Below are 17,309 nucleotides of genomic sequence, written 5' to 3'. Positions count from 1 at the left end.
AACCCTGAACACCCCGCTCGCCGAATCCCTGTCCGTCGTCCTGCTCGTCGCCGTCCTCGTCTGCGCGGTGGTCCGCCCCTTCGGCTGGCCCGAGGCGGTCGTCGCGGCCCCGGCCGCCCTGCTGGTGATCGCCACCGGCGCGATCTCCTGGGACCACGCGGGCGCGGAGGCGGGTCACCTCGGGCCGGTGATCGGCTTCCTGGCGGCGGTACTGGTACTCGCCAAGTTCTGTGACGACGAGGGGCTCTTCCACGCCTGCGGCGCGTGGATGGCCCGCTGGGCGGCGGGGCGGCCGGGGCGCCTGCTGACCGCGGTCTTCGCGCTCGCCTCGGCGATCACCGCGGTGCTCAGCCTGGACGCCACCATCGTGCTGCTCACCCCGGTCGTGTTCGCCACCGCCGCCCGGATGGGCGCCCGCCCGAAGCCGCACGTGTACGCCTGCACCCATCTGTCGAACACGGCCTCGCTGCTGCTGCCGGTCTCCAACCTCACCAATCTGCTCGCCTTCACCGCGAGCGGTCTCAGCTTCACCCGGTTCGCGGCGCTGATGGTGCTGCCGTGGCTGGTGGCCATCGGGGCCGAGTACGTGGTCTTCCGGCGCTTCTTCGCCGGCGACCTGGCAGCGGCCGTGCCCGAGCCGACGACCGGAGAGCCGCCGGAGCTGCCCCTGTTCGCGCTGGTCACCGTGGGCTGCACCCTGGCGGGGTTCGTCGTCGCCTCCGCACTGGGCGTGGACCCCGCCTGGTCCGCCGCGGCGGGGGCGCTGGTGCTCGCCGTCCGGGCCCTGCTGCGCGGGCGCGCCACCCCGCTCACCGTGCTGAGGGCCGCCGCTCCGGCCTTCCTCGTGTTCGTGCTCGCGCTGGGCATCGTCGTCCGGGCGGTGGTCGACAACGGACTCTCCGACGCCCTCGGGCATCTCCTCCCGGACGGCAGCGGGCTGCCCGCGCTGCTCGGGATCGCGGCGCTCGCCGCCGTACTGGCCAATCTCATCAACAACCTGCCCGCCGTCCTGGTGCTGCTGCCGCTGGCCGCCACGTCCGGCTCCGGCGCGGTGCTGGCCGTGCTCTTGGGGGTCAACATCGGCCCCAACCTCACCTACGCCGGATCCCTGGCGACCCTGTTGTGGCGGCGTATCGTGCAGGAGCACGACCACGGCGTCGATCTGCGGGAGTTCACCCGGCTGGGTCTGATCGCCGTGCCGGCGGCGCTGGTTCCCGCCGTACTGGCACTGTGGCTCTCGCTCCGCGTCATCGGGGGCTGAGCCGTCGCACAAGTGAGGGCCGGAGGCTGATGCTCATGCGGGTCGTCGTCTGGCTCGTCGAGGGGACCTGGCCGGCCTGCGTGGACGCCGTGCGCACGCACGCGCCCCAGGCGACCGAGGTCGTGCTGCTGCACGTCAGCGAACCCGGGGTGCCCGGGATCGCGCACGGCGCCTTCGCCGGGCTGCTCGGCCGGGGGCACACCGAGCGCGATCCCGGGAACCGGCTGGAGTACCTCGGCGCCCGGTCGGCGGCGCGGCTGCTCGACGCGGCGGCCGAGCGTCTCGGCCGCCCCTGCACCCGCCAGGAAAGCACCGGGCGCACGGAGCGTGAGGTGGTCGCCGCCGCCGAGGGCGCCGATCTGCTCGTGGTGGCCCGGGACGGCGACCGGGCCCGGCTCGGGCCGCACAGCCTGGGCCGGGCCGGACGGTTCGTCGTCGACCACGCGCCGTGCCCGGTGCTGCTGATCTGGCCCGAGGCCACGCCCGCCGTCACGACGATCCCGCCGCCGCCCGCGCATTCTCCGGATCCCCCGCATCACCCGCGTCCCCCGCGCTCCTAGCGGTGCCCTTCCGGTAGGCGCCCGGTGGACTCCCGTAGCGCTGCCGGAAGACCCGGCTGAAGTGGAACGGGCTGGTGAATCCGGAGGCCGCGGCCACCCGTTCCACCGGGAGCTCGGTGGCTTCCAGCAGCCGGGCCGCGTGCAGCAGCCGGGCCTCGCGCAGCGCCCGCATCGGGGAGTGGCCGAGTTGCTCGGTGAACAGGTGGGCGAACCGGGACGGTGAGAGCGCGACCGCCCCGGCCAGCGAGCGGACGGTGTGGGGCGCGCCCGGGTCCGCGGCGATCACCGCCTCCGCGCGGCGGACCCGGGCGTCGAGATCGGGACGGCGGCGCTCCGCCCGGGCGGCGGCGAGCAGCACGATCTCCTCCAGGGAGCACAGGGCCAGCTCCCGGGCGGCGGTGCCGTGCGCCACCGCGACCTCGCCCGGAGCGGGCTCCGCGCCCTCGGGTGGCGGGCCGTCTCCCGTCCAGCGGGCGTCGGCGAGCATCCGGCGGAACGCCGCTTCGATACGTTCCCGGGCGGGCGCGGGTCCGACAGCGTACAGGCCGTCGTCGAGGGCGTGGGGCCGCAGCCATCCGGCCCAGGACGAGCGGGCCTGACAGTGCGCCCACCAGAACGCCCAGTGTCCGGCGCCGGGTTCGACGGCGTAGCGCTGCGGCACGCCGGGGCCCAGGACCACCAGGTCTCCGGCGCCGGCCACGGTCCGGGCCGCTCCCTGCCGCAGCCGTCCCCGTCCGCCGGTCGTCCAGGTGAACAGCCAACTGTCGCTGCCCCGAGGCCGGTTGACGCGGTATCCCGGTCCCTGGTCGAAGCGACCGACGGTCACCAGGCCCAGCGGCGGGGACGGGGCGGCAGGCTCGGGCAACTCCTCAGCACGCACGGGCATCCTCCCGAAAGGCTCGTCGACCTAGCGTGGAGGACCTGGGACTCCGGTGGGAAGGGACGGTCGGATGACAGTCACGGACATGGGCGGGCCGCGGTGGTCGGACTTCGAGGAGAACGGGTTCGTGGTGGTGCGCGGACTGTTCACCGGCGCCGAGATCGACGAGCTGTGCGCGGAGTTCGCGGCCCTGCACGCCGCCGAGCCGGTCCCGGGGCACTTCGAACCCCGGGCCACCGGGGCCGCCGGGACCGGCGGTCCGGCGGATCCGCTGGACGCCCACCCCCGGGTCATGCATCCGCACCGCATCAGCGAGCTGTCCCTGCGCCGTCTTCTCGATCCCCGGTTGCGGCGGATCCTGGAGACGCTGCTCGGCGAGGAGGTCCTGGCGGCGCAGAGCATGTTCTACTTCAAGCCGCCCGGCGCCCGGGGGCAGGCGCTGCACCAGGACAACTTCTATCTGCGGGTCGAGCCGGGCACCTGCGTGGCCGCCTGGATCGCCTGCGACGCGATCGACCGGGAGAACGGCGGCCTGGAAGTGGTGCCGGGCACGCACCGCATGGACCTGTTCTGCCCGGAGGAGGCGGACGAGGAGCTGTCCTTCGTACGGGAGTACGTCCCGCCACCGCCCGGTCTGGCCGTCGTGCCCGTCGACATGGCAGCGGGCGACGTGCTGTTCTTCAACGGCAGTCTGGTGCACGGCTCCGGGCCCAACCGCAGCGCCGACCGTTTCCGCCGCTCCTTCATCGGCCATTACGTCGGCCGCTCCGCCCATCACATCGGGCGCCATTACCCCACGCTGACGATGGGCGGCGAGCCCGTCACCCTGGCCGAGAGCGAGGGCGCGGGCCCGTGCGGCACGGAGTTCGGCCCGGCCGCACCGCACTGATGTCATTCCTCCGGCTCGGGCAGCGCGTCGCGGAGTTGGGCGCGGGAGGTGATGCCGAGCTTGGGGAAGATCCGGTAGAGGTGGAAGCCGACCGTACGGGGCGAGAGGAAGATCCGTTCGCCGATCTCCCGGTTGGTCAGTCCCGCGGCGGCGAGGCGGGCGATCTGCAGCTGCTGCGGGGTGAGTTCGGCGAGGCTGTCCGCGGAGCCGGCGGGCGTGCTCACCGGGGTGACGCCCGCGGCGCGCAGTTCGGCGCGGGTGCGGTCCGTCCAGGGGCGGGTGCCGAGCCGTTCGAAGACCTCCAGCGCGGCGGCGAGCAGGGGGCGCGCCTCCACCGCGCGGCGCCTGCGGCGCAGCCACTCGGCGTAGTCGAGGCGGACCTGTGCCCGTTCGAAGGGCCACTGGTCGCCCGCCGGGTCGGCCAGGGCCGCCGTGAAGTGCCGTTCGGCGTCGTCCGGTTCGGCGAGCAGGGCCTCGGCCCGGTGCACGATCGCGGTGAGCCGCGCGGATGTCTCGCCCTCGGCGAGGCGCCGCCTGGCCGTATCGAGGACGAGCCGTGCGTCCTCGGTCCGGCCCGTGCGGACGGCGGCTGCCACGAGGTCGGCCAGGTAGTAGTCGGAGGCGTGGAAGTGCAGGGGCGCGGGCTCCGGCTGCCGGGTGTAGACGGCGCGGAAGCGGTCGTAGGCCGCCGCGTGGTCGCCCTCCGCGAGTGCGGCGGCGCCCAGCGCGTAGTGCGTGCGCACCTGCAGGCTGCGGCAGTTGGGCAGGTCGATGCCGTGCACGGCGCGCTGTACGGCGGCGCGGGCCTCTTCGGTGTCGCCGCGCAGGGCGAGCAGGGTGGCGCGGAGCACGGCCGCTCCCACCACCACGTTCTCCAGTCCGCCTTCGGCGGCCAGGCCGTACGCCTCGTCGAGTGCCGCGCGGGCCTTGGTCCAGGACCCGCTCTCGTAGAGGGCCAGCGCGAGGGCCTGGGCCACGGTGGCGTTGGCTCCGGAGGTCGGGGAGCGGCGCAGATGGTCCATGGCCGCGCCGAGCAGCCGGATCGCCTCGGCCGTCTCGTCCAGGACCCAGGCGGCTCCGCCGGAGACGACCAGGCGGGAGAGCGGGATGTCGACGCCTGATCCGGGCTTCGGCAGGGGCACGGTCCAGGTGGCCGCGAGCAGTTCGAGGGCCTGGGCCCGGTTCCGTACCGGATCGCAGCCGGCCAGGGCCCAGAGCCGGCCCGTCTCGTCGTCCTGGGGCGGCACGCGCTCCACGATCCGCAGGATGTTCTCGCGGTGTTCCGGGGCCCCGGAGTTGTACGCGGGTGTGGTGGCCGTCGCCAGGGCGTCGAGGGTCAGTACGGGGTCCTCGTCGACGGCGGCCTCGGCGACCGGCAGCAGGAAGCCGAGCGAGCCCGCGAACTGGGTGGTCACGGCGAGCGCCCAGCCCGCCAGGAGCGAGGCTTCGGCGAGGAGGGCCGGGTCGTCGGTGAGGGTGGCGACCTGCGCGCTCAGCTCGCCGACCCAGCGCGGGTGACCGGCGTACATCGCCATGGTCGCGGCCCGTACCAGGCGCCCGGCGCGGACGGTGGGGTCGGGGCTGAGCCGGGCCGCGCGTTCGAGGGCCGTCGCGGCGGCCGCGTAGCCGCCGCGGCGCTGTGCCCGGGCCGCGCTGTCGTCGAGTTCCCCGGCGGCCTCCTCGTCGACGCCGGAGGCGGCGGCCGCGTGGTGCCAGGCACGACGGTCGGGATCGCCGACGAGCACGTCGGCGAGCGCCCGGTGGGCTGTGTGGCGTTCGGTGTAGGTCGCGGCCCGGTAGACCGCGGAACGTATCAGCGGATGGCGGAAGCGGACGCGGTCGGCGTCGATGCGGACGAGTCCGGCGCGTTCGGCGGGCAGCCAGTCGTCCGGGGTCGCCCGGTCTCCGACGGCCGAGAGGATGACGGGCAGCTCGGCACTCTCCGCGGCGGCCGCGAAGAGCAGCAACGCACGAGTGGCCGGGGGAAGTTCGGGAAGGTCCGCGGCGAAGATGGCTTCCAGCCGGTCGGTGAGGGGCAGCGCGTCCTCGTGGGCGGCGGCCGGGTCGCGCGCCACGGCCCGGGCGAGTTCGACGAGGGCGAGGGGGACACCCGCCGCCTGTTCGAGGACGCGGGAGCGGGCCCGTCCCGCGGGGGGCCGGGGCTGATGGTCGAGGAGCCGTCCGGCGGCGGCCGGATCGAGCGGCTCGATCGTCAACCGGTCGGTCTGACGGTCGAGTTGTGCGGGTACGGCGGTGTCGCGCGCCGCCAGGAGCAGGGCGACCGGCTCGCCTTCGAGGCGTCGGGCCATGAAGGCCAGGACGTCGAGGGTGCCCAGGTCCAGCCAGTGCGTGTCGTCGATCACCAAAAGGAGCGGGCCGTGCTCCGCGGCGTCGGAGAGCAGGGTGAGCGCGCCGAGCGAGGTCAGCAGGGGGTCGGAGACCGTCCGCGTGCCGTCGTCGAGTCCGAACACGCCGAGCAGCGCGGCCCGCTGGCGTGCGGGCAGCCCCTCGGCCAGGTCGAGGAAGGGTCGCAGCAACTGGTGCAGTCCGGCGAAGGCGAGGCCCGACTCCCCCTCGCTCCCCCGGCAGCGCAGCACCCGTACCCCGGACCGGCGGGCCATGCGGACGGCGGCGTCGAGGAGGGCGCTCTTGCCCGCACCGGGTCCTCCCGTCATCAGCAGGGCCCCCGTCCGCCCCGTCGTGAGAGCGTCCACCAGCCGTGACAGCAGGGCCAGTTCGCGGTCCCGGCCGACGATCCACTCGTCACCGAGCGGCGTCATGAGTCGGACCCGGGGAACGCGTCGGAGGTGAAGGCGAGGAGGGCATGGGCGACCGCGCCGGGGCTCTCCAGAAGCATCTCGTGCGTACCGTCGATCCCGACGACCCGCACGGTGGGCCGCCGCGCGGCCAGTGCGGCGAGATCCCTGGCGAGCCCCTTCCCGTACGCCGTCATCAGTTCGTCGAACCAGGGCAGGCCGGGGACGGGCGGTACGGGTCGCGCGGCCCGTCCGAGCAGCAGTGGCCGCCGCGTCCGCGCGAAGGCGTCGAAGAGGTCGAAGAGGTCGAGTGCGTCGACGGCGGCCAGCATCTCCAGCACGAGCGCGCGTCCCGGGCGTACCTCCAGCCGTCCGTCGGGCGCGGGCCGCACGGTGCGCAGCAGACCGGCCTCCAACAGCTCGTAGGGGATGCCCAGTTGGTCGGAGAGTGCGCGCTGCTCGGCGAGCAGGTCCTTGAGACCGTCCGCCGGAAGCGGTCCGCCGGACACCGTCGCGGTCGCCGCCTGGCGCACCTGGGTGAGGCGCTCCTCGACGTACGCCGGGTCGAGGCCCACGTACTGGTCGGGGCGGCCCCAGCCGTATCCGTCCAGGTTCACCGCGCCGGGCGTGACGTCCGGATGCTCCAGGGCGTACCGCACGGCGATCATCCCGCCGAGCGAGTGCCCGACGGGCAGCGCGCCGGGAACGTCGTACCGCTCGAGCACCCCCTCGATGTCGTCCAGTACCCGGGGAAGACTCCAGGTCCCCGACGGTGAGAGACCGTGTCCGCGCAGGTCCACGGCGAGCACCCGGTGCCGGGCGACGAGGAGGGGGGCCACGGCGGCCCAGTCGGCGAGCGTACGCCTGGCTCCGTGCAGCAGAAGCAGGGGTGGGCCGTCACCACCGTGGTCGTATACGGCCAGTTCGATGCGGTCTGCGGTCATGTCCTGACAATACGGCGTGGGTCAGGGCTCCAGGAGCAGATTGAGCGTCGGCAGGGGGCCGCCCGGGAACTGTTGCAGCCGTCCGCCGGACGCCAGTGGGCCCAGATTGATCACCGCCCACCCCACCCGCTCCGCCAGCCGCGTGACGCGCTCGTTCGCCCCGGGGTGGTTTCCCGAGAGGAAGATCACCCGCCGTCCGACAAAAGTGCGCGGATCGGAGCCGAGCACCGCCGGTGTCAAGGTGTTGAACGCCTTCACCAGGCGTGCTCCGGGGACGAGTTCGGCGACGACCTCGCTGGAGGGGCGGCCGTCGAGATCGGCGACCTTGAAGTCGGGCGGTCCGAGCGGGTTGGTGGTGTCGATGACGATCCGCTCCTGCCAGTCGAGGACGTCCGCGGCGGCCACCGCCTCGCTCAGCCGTCGCCACGGCACGGCGAGGACGACGATCTCCTCCTCGGCCGACTCCGCGACGGTTGCGGGCGTCAGGGCCGGGCCGATCGAGGCGGCGAGGTCCCGCAGTGACTGCGGGCCCCGGCTGTTGCTGATGACGACCTGCTCGCCCGCCGCCACGAACCGATAGGCGAGGGCCTGTCCGATGGCTCCGGCACCGATGATTCCGATGGGCATGAGGTGTCCTCCTCCTTGAGTTCCGCGGCTACGACGAGAGGGTGACAGTCAGCATCACGCCGCAGGTCACAGCAGCGCTTCTGTCATGTGACTGGGCCGGGTCCGCGACCCGCGCGGGTGTCACGGGGGCCGCCTTGACGCGGGCGTCGTCCAGGCGATTTGATCCTGAGGTGCCGAGGCGCCGCGCCGGGCACGCAGAGGTGCGCCCAGCCGGTAGCCGACACCGTTCGAGTCCGGCCACAGTCGCCAGGACCGCGGGAGCGTCCGAGGCGGGGCCGTACCCGCGATCGATGGAGCCGACATTCCCGCCCAACGTGTTTCCCGCGTCACCGGCCTGGGGGCAGCCGCCCTGGTGGCGCTCGCGACGCTGGTGAGCTGTACGACCGGGTCGGACGAGGGGACGCCACCCCAGCAGGGTAAGGCCTCCCCGCCGACCCCGGGGGCCGTACAACTCCCCCCGCTCCACGCGGGTTTCGACTACCAGATCGGCGACGCTTATCCGCCACCGTCCGGCGTCCGCATCGTCAGCCGCGACCGTTCGGACTCGCCCGCGCCCGGCCTGTACAACATCTGTTACGTCAACGCCTTCCAGGCCCAGCCGGACGAGTCGAAGGCGTGGCCGGCCGATCTGCTACTGCGGGACGCGCATGGCAAGGTCGTCATGGACCGTGACTGGAACGAAGCGCTCCTCGACCTCCGCACGCCGGCCAAGCGCAAGCGGGTGGCCGCGCGGGTCGGCCGCTGGATCGACGAATGCGCCGACAAGGGATTCGACGCCGTCGAGCCGGACAACTACGACAGTTACACCCGTTCCGGCCATCTGCTGACGGCGAACGACGCCACCGCGTTCATCACCCTCCTCTCGGCCCACGCGCACGCCCGGGGGCTGGCCATCGGACAGAAGAACACCTCGGAGCTGGCCGGGCTCAGGTCGAGGACCAAGCTCGACTTCGCGGTGGCCGAGGAGTGCGGCCAGTACGACGAGTGCGGCACGTACGCAAAGGCGTTCGACGACCGGGTGGTGGACATCGAGTACACCGACAGCGGTCTGCGCAAGGCCCTCGCGAGCTACGGGGACCGGCTGAGCATCGTGCGCCGTGACGTGCGGGTGTCGACGCCGGGCAGTGCGGAGTACGTCCGTCGGACGCGCTGACGGACGCTGCCCCGGCCCGGTGAACGTCACCGTGCATACTCGCACCGAAGCCGGGTGGATTCCGGATGAGCGGGTGCGCACGGAGCGGACGTATCAAAGGGCATGTCGACATCCATGGCCAGCAGGCAGGGCGACCGCCTGCCCACGAGCACCGCCAGACCGCCGGGCCGGTTCGATCGGCTCCGGCGGCACCGGCGGTGGCTGTTCGCGCTGGCGGTGGTCGCCCTGCTGGCCCAGATGGCGGTCGCGATGGTCACGGCGGCCACGCAGCAGACGCCGACGATCGACGAGCCGGTGTACGTGGGCACGGCGGAGACCTATGTGCGGGAACACAGCCTGCGCTTCAACCCCGAACATCCGCCGCTGGGCAAGCTCATCATCGCGACCGGACTGGTGTTCGCCCATCCGCACCTGGAGGCCCACTTCACGGGTGATCAGACGGCGCTCGGGCGGCGGCTGCTGTACGAGTCGGGCAACGATCCCTGGCGGGTGATGCTGTGGGCGCGGCTGCCGGTGATCGTGCTGACGCTGCTGTTCGGCCTGGTCGTCCTCGCGTTCGCCCGTGAACTCGTCGGCGCCGTGGGCGGGTTGGTGGCGCTCGCGCTGTACGCGTTCTCGCCCGACGTCATCACCAACGGCTCGCTCGCCACACTCGACGTACCCGCCGCCGGTTTCCTGCTGACGTCGGTGTGGCTGGCGTGGCGGGCCCGGCGCCATCGACCGCTGCTCCACCTCGCTCTCGCGGGGGCGGCGCTCGGCGCGGCGCTCGCCACCAAGATGAGCACCCTGCCTGCGGTGCCGGTGCTGCTGCTCCTGGCGTTCCTCTCCTTCTGGCAGGCACGCCGCACGCCGGGCCTGGGCCTGCGCGCGCAACCGCGGCTCGTCGGCCTGGGCATGGCGGTGGCGGCCGGTACGGTGCTGGTGGCGCTCGCCGTCGTCTGGGCGACCTACCTGGTCGTCGACCCGCAGCTGCGCTGGACGGCTCCCGCGAACCTCCCGGCCGTGCACGGTCTGCGCGGGCTCGTCATCGACCGGCTGCCGGTGCCTCGGCCGTACCGCGACGGGATGCGGATCCAGTTCGGCTTCGAGAACGACGTGTGGGCCGGCTTCCTGTTCGGACGGCTGTACCACGGCTCGCTCTGGTACTACCTGCCGGCCGCGCTGCTGGTGAAGACACCGCTCGGCATGATCGCGCTCTGGCTCATGGGCCTGGGCGTGATGGCCGCCGTGCCCCGGCTGCGGCCCGCCGCCCCGTACGTCCTGCTCCCCCCGGCCGTCCTGCTGGCCGTGGCCATGACCGGGTCCCGGGACCTCGGCGTCAGATACGCCCTCTTCGTCCCGGTGTTCCTGGCGGTGGCGGCGGCCGGGGTCGTCGCGCTGCGCCGACGCTGGGCCCACCTCGCCACGGCGGCGCTGGTCGGCTTCGTCGCGATCAGTTCGCTGCGCGCGTTCCCGTACTACCTGCCGTACTCCAACGAGGCGTTCGGCGGCCCCTCGCACACCCGTCTGCGGCTGCACGACTCGAACGTCGACTGGGGGCAGGACCTGGGCCGCCTGGCCGACCGGCTGTCCGAGCGGTATCCGCACGAGCGGGTCTGGCTGGTCTACAAGGGCAGTGGCGTGCCCTCGTACTACGGGATCGAGGCGGCCGATCCGCGCAAGGTGGCGCCGAGCGAGGTGCACGGACTGCTCGCCGTGTCGGACACCGCCGTCGCGAAGGCCGACGGCCGTCTGGCGGCGCTGCTCGACGGCGCCACACCCATCGACGACGTCGGCCACTCGATCACGATCTATCGTCGCGCGTGACCCCCGGGCGTCACGCGCGAGAAGCGAGCAGGTCCAGGGCCGCTCCCCAGGGGAACTCCGCGCGCAGACCGTCCTGCCCCGGCTCCCCCGAGTAGCGGTCGCCGAACCGGACACCCATCCCGCGCAGCCGCTCGACACTCCCCCGGTACGCGGGGTGTGCCGCCAGCGCGTCGCTCACACAGGGCAGTACGGCGATCGGGACGCCGAGGCCGTACGCCTCGTTCAGTGTGCCGAGCGCGAGGGTGTCGGATATGCCGGCCGCCCACTTGTTGACGGTGTTGAAGGTGGCCGGGGCGACGGCCACCGCGTCGGGGGCCGGGAAGGGGCGCGGGTCGCCCGGGGCCCGCCAGGCGGACCTGATCGGGCGACCGGTCTGCGCCTCGACGGCCAGCGCGTCGAAGAAGCCGAGCCCCTGCGGGGTGGCGATGACGCCGACCTCCCAACTCCGTTCCTGTGCCGTGGTGATCAGTTTGCTGACGTCCCGCGCGACACCGGCCGCGCACACGACGACGTACAGGAAGGGCTTTTCGGCGTGTCCGGTCACGTGGGAACAGTAGTGAACATGTGGGATCGCCGGTGGACACGCGGGGTGTCTAGTGGACCGGGAAGGTGTCCCCGCGTTCGGCTTCCGGGCGGGGGCCGAAGACGCGGCGCTCGTGCTCCTCGATGCGCACGTCGTTGATGCTGGCCTCGCGCCGGGTCATCAGCCCGTGCTCGTCGAACTCCCACAGCTCGTTGCCGTACGACCGCCACCACTGCCCGTCGGCGTCGTGCGACTCGTACTGGAAGCGGACGGCGATGCGGTTGCCGTCGAAGGCCCACAGGTCCTTGCGCAGGGCGTACTCGTCTTCGCGCGCCCACTTGGCGGTGAGGAGTTCGACGATCTCGGCGCGGCCGGTGACGAAGGTGTCGCGGTTGCGCCAGACCGAGTCCTCGGAGTAGGCGAGGGCGACCTTGTGGGGATCACGGGTGTTCCAGGCGTCCTCGGCGGCCTGGACCTTCTGGACCGCGGTCTCACGGGTGAAGGGCGGGAGGGGCGGGCGGTCGTTCATGAGCGAGGTGTCCTTTCAGGTTCACGCGGGTCTGCTCGACACAAATGGAGAACGTGCGTTCTCCCTCTCGGCTGCTAACGTAGAGAACGTTGGTTCTCGCGTCAAGGAGCAGCCTCGTATGGACAGCACAACCGCCCGCGAACAGGCCCTCGCCGCCGCCCGGGAACAGGCGTTGGACGCCGCGGAGGAGCTCTTCTACGCCCGCGGCATCCAGACCGTCGGCATGGACGACATCCGCGGCGCCTCGGGGGTCTCCCTCAAGCGGCTCTACCAGCTGTTCCCGGCGAAGGAGCTCCTGGTCGAGGCGTATCTCAAGCGACGCGACGTGCGCTGGCGGCAGCGGCTGGCCGAGCACGTCGACGGGTACGAGGAGCCCGGGCGGCGGATCCTGGCGGTGTTCGAATGGCTGGGGCGATGGTTCGCCGAGCCCGACTTCCGCGGGTGCGCCTGGATCAACTCCTACGGCGAACTCGGCGCGACCTCACCACGCGTGGTCGCCCAGGTCCGCGGCCACAAGGGAGCGTTCAAGGACTACCTGGGCGGCCTCGTGACCACCGCGGGACTTCCCGGCGCCCTCACCGACCAGCTGTTCCTGCTGGCCGAGGGCGCCATGGTCACGGCGGGCATCACCCGCAACACGGAACCGGCCGAGCAGGCGGCCGACGCGGCACGGGCACTCGTCGAGGCCCAGCGGCGATAGGGCCTGTCCGGCGGGGACGGCCGGCGTGGGTCGGTCGTCCCCGTCGAATGGTCTCGGCGCTCGTCGAGTGGTCCTCGGCGGTCGTCGAGTCGTTGCCAGGTCTCGTCGCGTGGGCCTCAGCTCTCGGAGACGGTGATGGCGCCCACCGGGCAGGCCCGCGCGGCCTCCCGGACCAGCGGGTCGCCGCCGCCGTCCTCGCGGCCGGGCAACAGCGCGCTGAAGCCGTCGTCGTCCTGGGTGAAGACGTTCGGCGCGGTCAGCGCGCACTGCCCCGCGCCGATGCAGACGTCCTTGTCGATGGCGATCTCGATACTCATGGCCGCCAGCCTCTTACCAGGTCACGGGGAGTTCCAGCATCCCCTGGATCGTGTCTCCCGCTTTGAAGGGGATCTCGTCCGCCGGCACGGCCAGACGCAGGCCCGGCAACCGGTCGAAGAGCGACAGCAGGGCGATCTCCATCTCGGCGCGAGCGAGGTTCTGGCCGAGGCACTGGTGGATGCCGAAGCCGAACGCGACGTGATGACGGGCCGAACGGTGCCAGTCCAGGGCGTCCGGCTCGGGGAAGGTGCCCGCGTCGCGGTTGATGACGGAGGTCGAGAAGACCACGCCCTCGTCGGCGCGGATCGTCGCCCCTGCCACCTCGATGTCCTCGGTGGCCACCCGCAGCAGCCCGTCGGCGATGGACAGGAAGCGCAGCAGTTCCTCCACGGCGGCGGGCATGAGCGTCGGCTCGGCGCGCAGTTCGGCCAGCTGCTCGGGATGGTGCAGCAGGGTGAACGTACCGAGCGAGATCATGTTCGCGGTCGTCTCGTGCCCGGCGACCAGCAGGATCGTCGCCAGACTGATCAGCTCCTCGCGGTCCACCTTCCCCTCGCGCAGCTGTTCGTGGATGAGCTCGTCGAGGAGCCCGTCCCCCGGGTCCTTCCACTTGCGGTCGATCAGTGCCCCGAAGTAGGCCTCCAGCTGGTCGCGCGCGTCCTGGGTGTCCGCGGCGGACGGGCCGCGCAGCAGCCTGCGGGACTGCTCCTCGAAGAAGTCGTGGTCGGCGTACGGGACGCCGAGCAGCGCGCAGATCACCATCGAGGGCACCGGCAGCGCGAAGGCGCTGACCAGTTCGATGGGCGGACCCTGCCGCTCAACGCCGTCCAGCAGCCGGTCGACGGTTTCCTGGATGCGCGGGCGCAGGGCCGCGGTCCGTTTCAGGGTGAAGCTCGGCACGAGCATGCGGCGCTGGGTGTGGTGGGCGGGATCGTCGAGCCCGAGCAGCGCGACCCGCCGGTTGCGGGACTGGGCGAACCGCTCCGTGGGCATCGGGAACGCGGGGCGGGTGCGGTCGGAGGAGAGCCGGGGATCGATGAGCAGTTCACGGGCGGTGCCGTGCCCGGTGACGACCCACACGTTGCGCCCGTCGAACAGGGAGACGCGCGACAGGGGGTGCGCCTCGCGCAGGGCGTCGTAGGCGATGGGCGGGTGGTAGGGACACGTGCGGTCCTGGGGGAAGGCAACGGGTTCTGTCATGAGTGACCTCGCAAGCGATGGTTCCCTCTTGCCGATCTTCATTAGATGCCCCAGGCACCTATAGGAGCCACGCAAAGTTCGGCCAGATGCCCCGGACGGACCATCTGGCCGATCACCGTCGCCGGTCGGGGCGGCCGCCGGGCTCCCACGGGCCTCGGTCGCCGCCCGGGTGCCGTACGTACGGCGCGTGTGTGGCTCGATCCAACCGCTACCTCCACGGTACACACCCGTCTTCGGTGGCTCGGTGACGTCCTCGCGTAATTCGCTTGCACGGGCGGCTCGAGGGCCCCAGGATCTGCCCATGCCCTCGATCGAAGCCCTCCTGCCGCCGACCTCCGCCGCCGCTCGTCCGGTGCGGGTCCAGCAGCAGCCCGGCCGTCCGCGGAGGCCCTCGCTTCCCCGGTCGTGACCGCCGCGCTCGTCGCGGGGCTTCTCGCGGGCTATGGCATCGCCATCCCCGTCGGAGCGGTCGCGACCTATCTCGTCTCCCTCACCGCGCGTACGTCCCTGCGAACCGGCGGGTGCGCCGCGCTGGGCGTCGCGACCGCCGACGGGCTGTACGCCCTGGTCGCCGCCCTCGGGGGCGCCGCGCTCGCCGCCGCGCTGCGACCGGCGCTCGTGCCGTTGCGCTGGGCCTCCGGTCTGGTGCTGCTCGCCATGGCCGTACGGGGCGCGGTCGGCGCGGTACGCCAGTACCGCGAACAGCGGCTCGCGGCCCGGTCCGTACGGGACCCGGTGCGCCCGGCGCGGGCGTACCTGACCCTGCTCGGGATCACCCTGCTCAACCCCACCACCGTGATCTACTTCGCCGCCCTGGTCCTCGGCAGCCGCACGGCCGAGGCGGTGCGCCCCGTGGAGCAGGGGGTGTTCGTGCTCGCCGCGTTCGTCGCGTCCGCGAGCTGGCAACTCCTCCTCGCCGGCGGCGGCGCGCTGCTCGGCCGGGCGCTGACGGGACGCCAGGGACGGCTGGTCACGGCGCTCGCGTCGAGTGCCGTGATCGTGGTGCTGGCGGTACGGATGCTCGTCGCACCATGAGGAGTCGCCATGAGGAGTGGAGCTCGCGCACCTGCGGGCCGGGTGCGGATGATTCACGTCCGTGCTGGTGTTGAATCATGCCGAGACAGGATCAGCACGAGCGACGATGGGACGGAAGTCATGCCTCTTGAGGGTGAGTACGAACCCAGCCCGACGCAGTGGGTGCGTGACCAGGTGGAGTTGTACGAGGGCTCCGGCGGCACCAAGGGGACCACGCTGCTGGACACGGGACTGCCGGTCATCATTCTCACGACCCGGGGTGCCAAGAGCGGCAAGATCCGCAAGACCCCGCTGATGCGGGTCGAGAACGACGGACGTTACGCGGTGGTCGCCTCGCAGGGCGGCGCCCCCAAGCACCCGGTCTGGTACTTCAACGTGCAGTCCGATCCGCACGTGGAGCTCCAGGACGGGGCCGAGCGCCAGGACATGACGGCGCGTGAGGTCACGGGTGAGGAGAAGGCCCAGTGGTGGGAGCGGGCGGTCGCCGCGTACCCCCCGTACGCCGACTACCAGAAGAAGACGGACCGCGAGATCCCCGTCTTCGTGCTGGAGCCGACGGACTGACCGACCCTCACCGAGGATCCGTCCGACCGGCCCGGACAGGGATTCCGTCCGACCGACCCGGACTGAGATTTCGTGGAAATCGGTGCGCATGATCCGTAGCGCGCCGGGCACCCGTGCCTCAGGCCCCGCCGCGCTCCCCCGTCGCGGCGGGGCTTTCCGCTGCCACGTCCCCGCGCGCCGCGGCCCGTGCCGCACCCGCGTCGGTGACGTCCAGGAAGATCTGGTCGGCCTCCGGGACGATGTGGGCGACGGAGCGTTTGATGCGGACGGCGACCTCCTCGACCTCCTCGCTGTCCAGGCCCGGCACGAGGTCGATCCGGGCGGCGACCAGGGTCGAGTCGAGGCCGAGCTGCATGGTGAGCAGCGCCTCCACGCTGTCGATCTCGGGCTGCGCCTCCAGCAGGGCCCGGATCCGACGGCTCGCCAGCTCGTCGGCGGCCCGCCCGATGAGCTGTTCGCGCGCGTCCCGGCCGAGCCAGTAGGCGACGCACACGAGGAGCGCCCCGATGGCGAGGGAGGCGCAGGCCTCCCACACGACCTGGCCGGTGACCATGTGCAGCACCATGCCGGTGATCGCGAACATGACACCGATCACGGCGGTGCCGTCCTCGGCGACCACCGTACGCAGGGCGGGGTCGCGCATCCCGTCCGCGCCGCCGCCCTGCCGGCGCACCTGGTGCAGCGCCCTGAGCAGGGAAGCTCCCTCGGCGAGCAGGGCGACTCCCAGGACCGCCAGTCCGGCCACATAGCCGTGGAAGGACTCCTCGGCGCCGTTCCTCAGCGCTTCGAAGCCCTGGAAGAAGGAGAAGCAGCCGCCCATCACGAAGATGCCGACGGCCGCGAGCAGCGACCAGAAGAACCGTTCCTTGCCGTAGCCGAAGGGGTGTCGGTGGTCGGCGGGGCGGCGGCTGCGGCGCAGCGCGGCGAGGAGGAACACCTCGTTCATGCTGTCGGCGACGGAGTGAGCCGCCTCGGAGAGGAGCGCGGGTGAGCCCGCGAGGAGGCCGCCCACCGCCTTGGCCACGGCGATCAACAGGTTGGCGCCCAGGGCGACCAGCACGGTGAGGCGTGTCCTGCGGTCCGACTTGTTCGGTTTCCGGTTCACCTCGGCCGGTTTCCCCGGGGTGCCCGCCTCACACTTCGGCGTACACCCACGCCCTCTACCCCGCGCCCGGATTCGCTGACACCGTCGGCCTCGACCAAGAAGGAGGACCAGGTGTCCAAGAAGGTGTCCAAGAAGCCGAGGAAACTCAAACTCCCCCTCGCCTACAAGCCCCTCGGCTTCGCGCTGGGCTGGGCGAGCGGCGCGCTGGCGGGGATCGCCTTCCGGGCGACATGGAAGGCGATCCGGCACGAGGAGGACGCGCCCGATGCCCTGGACAAGGACCGCGGCTGGGGCGAGGTGCTGTTCGCCGCGGCCCTTCAGGGCGCCTTGTTCGCGGTGGCGCGCAGCGCCGCTGACCGTACGGGCGCCAAGGCCGTCGAACGCTCGACGGGTGTCTGGCCGTCCTCGGACAAGGGCGGCCGGGACTGAGGACCGCCCGACCCGCGCTGGAGGGGCCTG

Annotated in this window: 18 protein-coding genes; 9 read left to right on the top strand and 9 right to left on the bottom strand. The window is 72.5% G+C overall.

Annotation, left to right across the window (positions count from 1 at the left end; all coding sequences use genetic code 11):
• Positions 1-4: 4 nt before the first annotated feature.
• Positions 5-1,261 (top strand): arsenic transporter, encoded by a 1,257-nt coding sequence (locus OG798_RS46630; RefSeq protein ID WP_095850914.1) that lies wholly within the window; start codon positions 5-7, stop codon positions 1,259-1,261.
• A 35-nt stretch (positions 1,262-1,296) separates the two neighbouring features.
• Entirely contained in the window at positions 1,297-1,821 is a 525-nt protein-coding gene (locus tag OG798_RS46625; protein WP_121418165.1) for a universal stress protein, read from the top strand.
• Here the strand turns inward: OG798_RS46625 and OG798_RS46620 are convergent.
• Positions 1,751-2,707: a helix-turn-helix domain-containing protein gene (locus OG798_RS46620; protein ID WP_328759097.1), complete on the bottom strand. Its 957-nt coding sequence runs from the start codon at positions 2,705-2,707 to the stop codon at positions 1,751-1,753. The genes OG798_RS46625 and OG798_RS46620 overlap by 71 nt on opposite strands.
• Positions 2,708-2,771: 64 nt before the next feature.
• Here OG798_RS46620 and OG798_RS46615 point away from each other — a divergent pair, with 64 nt between their 5' ends.
• Positions 2,772-3,590, top strand: a complete 819-nt coding sequence (locus tag OG798_RS46615; RefSeq protein ID WP_328759096.1) for a phytanoyl-CoA dioxygenase family protein — start codon at positions 2,772-2,774, stop codon at positions 3,588-3,590.
• Positions 3,591-3,592: 2 nt separating this feature from the next.
• Here OG798_RS46615 and OG798_RS46610 read toward each other — a convergent pair whose 3' ends face one another.
• The 3 genes from OG798_RS46610 to OG798_RS46600 are packed head-to-tail and all read right to left on the bottom strand — an operon-like array spanning position 3,593 to position 7,917.
• Entirely contained in the window at positions 3,593-6,370 is a 2,778-nt protein-coding gene (locus OG798_RS46610; protein WP_328759094.1) for a helix-turn-helix transcriptional regulator, read from the bottom strand.
• On the bottom strand, positions 6,367-7,290 hold the full coding sequence (locus tag OG798_RS46605) for an alpha/beta fold hydrolase (protein ID WP_121413986.1): 924 nt from the start codon (positions 7,288-7,290) through the stop codon (positions 6,367-6,369). The genes OG798_RS46610 and OG798_RS46605 overlap by 4 nt, the downstream gene beginning before the upstream one ends.
• A 21-nt stretch (positions 7,291-7,311) precedes the next feature.
• Positions 7,312-7,917 carry an NADPH-dependent F420 reductase gene (locus OG798_RS46600; protein WP_095850918.1) on the bottom strand — a complete coding sequence of 202 codons (606 nt, stop codon included), beginning with the start codon at positions 7,915-7,917 and terminating at the stop codon, positions 7,312-7,314.
• A 352-nt stretch (positions 7,918-8,269) separates the two neighbouring features.
• Between OG798_RS46600 and OG798_RS46595 the strand changes: the two genes are divergently transcribed.
• The gene (locus OG798_RS46595; protein ID WP_328759092.1) at positions 8,270-9,070 is read left to right on the top strand and encodes an endo alpha-1,4 polygalactosaminidase; all 801 of its coding nucleotides are present in this window, start codon (positions 8,270-8,272) and stop codon (positions 9,068-9,070) included.
• Positions 9,071-9,184: 114 nt separating this feature from the next.
• Positions 9,185-10,876 carry a phospholipid carrier-dependent glycosyltransferase gene (locus tag OG798_RS46590; protein ID WP_183127006.1) on the top strand — a complete coding sequence of 564 codons (1,692 nt, stop codon included), beginning with the start codon at positions 9,185-9,187 and terminating at the stop codon, positions 10,874-10,876.
• A gap of 10 nt (positions 10,877-10,886) precedes the next feature.
• On the opposite strand, the gene OG798_RS46585 is transcribed toward OG798_RS46590, so the two are convergent.
• Positions 10,887-11,420: a flavoprotein gene (locus OG798_RS46585; RefSeq protein WP_328759091.1), complete on the bottom strand. Its 534-nt coding sequence runs from the start codon at positions 11,418-11,420 to the stop codon at positions 10,887-10,889.
• Between the two features lie 49 nt (positions 11,421-11,469).
• Positions 11,470-11,928, bottom strand: a complete 459-nt coding sequence (locus OG798_RS46580) for a nuclear transport factor 2 family protein (RefSeq protein ID WP_121413991.1) — start codon at positions 11,926-11,928, stop codon at positions 11,470-11,472.
• A gap of 118 nt (positions 11,929-12,046) precedes the next feature.
• On the opposite strand from OG798_RS46580, the gene OG798_RS46575 reads away from it, so the two are divergent.
• Positions 12,047-12,628: a TetR/AcrR family transcriptional regulator gene (locus OG798_RS46575; protein ID WP_095850923.1), complete on the top strand. Its 582-nt coding sequence runs from the start codon at positions 12,047-12,049 to the stop codon at positions 12,626-12,628.
• A 116-nt stretch (positions 12,629-12,744) separates the two neighbouring features.
• Here OG798_RS46575 and OG798_RS46570 read toward each other — a convergent pair whose 3' ends face one another.
• Together OG798_RS46570 and OG798_RS46565 are read right to left on the bottom strand one after the other, a co-directional pair.
• Positions 12,745-12,939: a ferredoxin gene (locus tag OG798_RS46570; RefSeq protein WP_054234301.1), complete on the bottom strand. Its 195-nt coding sequence runs from the start codon at positions 12,937-12,939 to the stop codon at positions 12,745-12,747.
• Positions 12,940-12,958: 19 nt separating this feature from the next.
• The gene (locus OG798_RS46565) at positions 12,959-14,146 is read right to left on the bottom strand and encodes a cytochrome P450 (protein WP_328759089.1); all 1,188 of its coding nucleotides are present in this window, start codon (positions 14,144-14,146) and stop codon (positions 12,959-12,961) included.
• A 405-nt stretch (positions 14,147-14,551) separates the two neighbouring features.
• On the opposite strand from OG798_RS46565, the gene OG798_RS46560 reads away from it, so the two are divergent.
• Entirely contained in the window at positions 14,552-15,181 is a 630-nt protein-coding gene (locus OG798_RS46560; protein WP_121413993.1) for a LysE family transporter, read from the top strand.
• A gap of 120 nt (positions 15,182-15,301) precedes the next feature.
• Positions 15,302-15,745: a nitroreductase family deazaflavin-dependent oxidoreductase gene (locus OG798_RS46555; protein ID WP_095850926.1), complete on the top strand. Its 444-nt coding sequence runs from the start codon at positions 15,302-15,304 to the stop codon at positions 15,743-15,745.
• Between the two features lie 118 nt (positions 15,746-15,863).
• On the opposite strand, the gene OG798_RS46550 is transcribed toward OG798_RS46555, so the two are convergent.
• Positions 15,864-16,850 carry a cation diffusion facilitator family transporter gene (locus tag OG798_RS46550; protein WP_095850927.1) on the bottom strand — a complete coding sequence of 329 codons (987 nt, stop codon included), beginning with the start codon at positions 16,848-16,850 and terminating at the stop codon, positions 15,864-15,866.
• A 111-nt stretch (positions 16,851-16,961) separates the two neighbouring features.
• Here OG798_RS46550 and OG798_RS46545 point away from each other — a divergent pair, with 111 nt between their 5' ends.
• Positions 16,962-17,279, top strand: a complete 318-nt coding sequence (locus OG798_RS46545) for a DUF4235 domain-containing protein (RefSeq protein WP_095857548.1) — start codon at positions 16,962-16,964, stop codon at positions 17,277-17,279.
• Positions 17,280-17,309: the final 30 nt, after the last annotated feature.

The organism is Streptomyces sp. NBC_00271 (assembly GCF_036178845.1).
GTDB lineage: Bacteria > Actinomycetota > Actinomycetes > Streptomycetales > Streptomycetaceae > Streptomyces.
This window is presented reverse-complemented; position numbering and strand designations above follow the sequence as displayed.

What these genes read in the sequence shown, in the direction of transcription:
- OG798_RS46590 (WP_183127006.1), top strand. Translation starts at nt 9,185, where the DNA reads ATGGCCAGCAGGCAGGGCGACCGCCTGCCCACGAGCACCGCCAGACCG.
- OG798_RS46600 (WP_095850918.1), bottom strand. Translation starts at nt 7,917, where the DNA reads ATGCCCATCGGAATCATCGGTGCCGGAGCCATCGGACAGGCCCTCGCC.
- OG798_RS46575 (WP_095850923.1), top strand. Translation starts at nt 12,047, where the DNA reads ATGGACAGCACAACCGCCCGCGAACAGGCCCTCGCCGCCGCCCGGGAA.
- OG798_RS46625 (WP_121418165.1), top strand. Translation starts at nt 1,297, where the DNA reads ATGCGGGTCGTCGTCTGGCTCGTCGAGGGGACCTGGCCGGCCTGCGTG.
- OG798_RS46580 (WP_121413991.1), bottom strand. Translation starts at nt 11,928, where the DNA reads ATGAACGACCGCCCGCCCCTCCCGCCCTTCACCCGTGAGACCGCGGTC.
- OG798_RS46610 (WP_328759094.1), bottom strand. Translation starts at nt 6,370, where the DNA reads ATGACGCCGCTCGGTGACGAGTGGATCGTCGGCCGGGACCGCGAACTG.
- OG798_RS46605 (WP_121413986.1), bottom strand. Translation starts at nt 7,290, where the DNA reads ATGACCGCAGACCGCATCGAACTGGCCGTATACGACCACGGTGGTGAC.
- OG798_RS46620 (WP_328759097.1), bottom strand. Translation starts at nt 2,707, where the DNA reads ATGCCCGTGCGTGCTGAGGAGTTGCCCGAGCCTGCCGCCCCGTCCCCG.
- OG798_RS46615 (WP_328759096.1), top strand. Translation starts at nt 2,772, where the DNA reads ATGACAGTCACGGACATGGGCGGGCCGCGGTGGTCGGACTTCGAGGAG.
- OG798_RS46555 (WP_095850926.1), top strand. Translation starts at nt 15,302, where the DNA reads ATGCCTCTTGAGGGTGAGTACGAACCCAGCCCGACGCAGTGGGTGCGT.
- OG798_RS46565 (WP_328759089.1), bottom strand. Translation starts at nt 14,146, where the DNA reads ATGACAGAACCCGTTGCCTTCCCCCAGGACCGCACGTGTCCCTACCAC.